The organism is Mesorhizobium sp. M7A.F.Ca.CA.004.12.1.1 (genome assembly GCF_003997835.1).
Classification (GTDB): domain Bacteria; phylum Pseudomonadota; class Alphaproteobacteria; order Rhizobiales; family Rhizobiaceae; genus Mesorhizobium.
The window spans coordinates 1697-3351 of record NZ_RZRK01000681.1 but is presented as its reverse complement, the minus strand read 5'-3'; the positions used below and the strand labels follow the sequence as shown (position 1 = coordinate 3351).

Here is a 1655-nt window from a genome sequence, read left to right as displayed (position 1 = left end):
CAATCGGCAGCTGGTGCGCCATCGATCGTTTCCCCGGACCAGTTGGCCGAACCGCCGAAAAGCGGCTCGAGATCGGCCAACATGACGCGCGCTCCCTGATCGGCGGCGGTCCTGGCGGCCATCAGGCCGGCCGGGCCGGAGCCGACCACCAGCACGTCGCAAAAGGCGTTCATGCGCTCGTAGCGGGCCGGGTCTTTCGCCGTTCCGGCGCTGCCGAGACCGGCTGCGCGGCGGATGAAGTGTTCGCAGAACATCCAGAAGCGCGTGCCTTTGAGCGGGCCGAACACCGGTCCCATGAAGGTCTTGTAGTAGAACCCGGCCGACAGGATGTTGCCGCCGAGCTGGTTGACGGCGTTGATGTCCCAGGCAAGCGAGGGAAAGCGGTTCTGGCTGATGGCAACCAGGCCGTCATGGATTTCGACCAGGGTCGCCGGAATGTTGGGCTCGCGAACCTCGCCCTTCAACACCGTCACCAGCGCGTTGGGTTCCTCGACGCCGGCAGTCAGCAGGCCGCGCGGGCGGTGGTATTTGAACGAACGTCCGTAAAGCGTGACGCCCTTGGCCAGCAGCGCCGACGCCAGCGTGTCGCCGGCATGGCCGGTGTAGGCCGTGCCGTCGAAGGTGAAGCGGATGGTTTTCAGCCGGTCGATGCGGCCGCCGGTATCGGCGCGGCGCGGGCTCATGCCTTGTCCTCCGCCTTGCGGCGCGCGGCGGAGCCATGATCGCCGCGCCCTTGATGATCACCGCGCACAAAGGCAACGCTGGAAATCTCATGCGTCAGCGTGTTGCGCACGACGCGCAGATGCGCGCGGCAACCGCCGGAATGCTGCCATATCTCGTTGTGGTCGCCGGCCGGGTTCAGCCGGTCATAGACATAGGCATTCCACGCCTCGAAATTCTGGGAGGCGGAGTCGGGACGCTCACGATTGCCGTCACCCTGATAGGTGAACTCGATGACGTCGCGCGGACCGCAATAGGGGCAAGTGATCAACATTGGACTCTACCTATTGCTAATGCAGCCGCGGGTTTGCACCCTGGCCCTTGTCGTCGATCACCAGGCCGCGGTGGAAGCGGTCGAGGGTGAAGGGGGCGTTGAGATCGTGCGGCTGGTCCTTGGCGATGGTCCAGGCAAAGCACCAGCCCGAGGCCGGCGTCGCCTTGAAGCCGCCATAACACCAGCCGCAGTTGAGATACATGCCGGGCAGGGGACCGGTGGTGATGATCGGCGAGCCGTCCATCGACATGTCGCAGACGCCGCCCCAGGAGCGCAGCATGCGCACACGGGCAAGGCCCGGAAACAGCGCCAGCATTTCGCTCATCACCTCGTCGACGACAGGCAAATTGCCGCGCTGGGCGTAGCTGTTGTAGCCGTCGATGTCGCCGCCATAGATGAGGCCGCCCTTGTCCGACTGCGACATGTAGAAATGGCCCATGCCGAAGGTGACGACGGTGTCGATGAAGGGTTTCAGCGATTCCGTGACGAAGGCCTGCAGCACATGGCTCTCGATCGGCATCGTCTCGATGCCGGCCAGCTGCATGACGCGTCCGGTGCTGCCGGCGACCGCCACGGCCACCTTCCTGGCGCGGATGTCGCCGCGCGAAGTGGTGACGCCTGATATGCGGTCGCCATCGCGCAGAAAGCCGGTGACCTCGCA

3 protein-coding genes are annotated in these 1655 nt (G+C 65.1%); all 3 read right to left on the bottom strand.

What is annotated here, in order from left to right; all coding sequences use genetic code 11:
- The coding region (locus EN984_RS27580; protein ID WP_127384101.1) for a 2Fe-2S iron-sulfur cluster-binding protein at window positions 1–683 on the bottom strand (683 nt) is incomplete at its 3' end.
- Window positions 680–994, bottom strand: a complete 315-nt coding sequence (locus EN984_RS27575) for a sarcosine oxidase subunit delta (RefSeq protein ID WP_127269175.1) — start codon at window positions 992–994, stop codon at window positions 680–682. The genes EN984_RS27575 and EN984_RS27580, both read right to left, overlap by 4 nt.
- Window positions 995–1010: 16 nt before the next feature.
- Window positions 1011–1655, bottom strand: a 645-nt coding sequence (locus EN984_RS39035) for an FAD-dependent oxidoreductase (RefSeq protein WP_245480130.1), incomplete at its 5' end; no start/stop codon positions are given.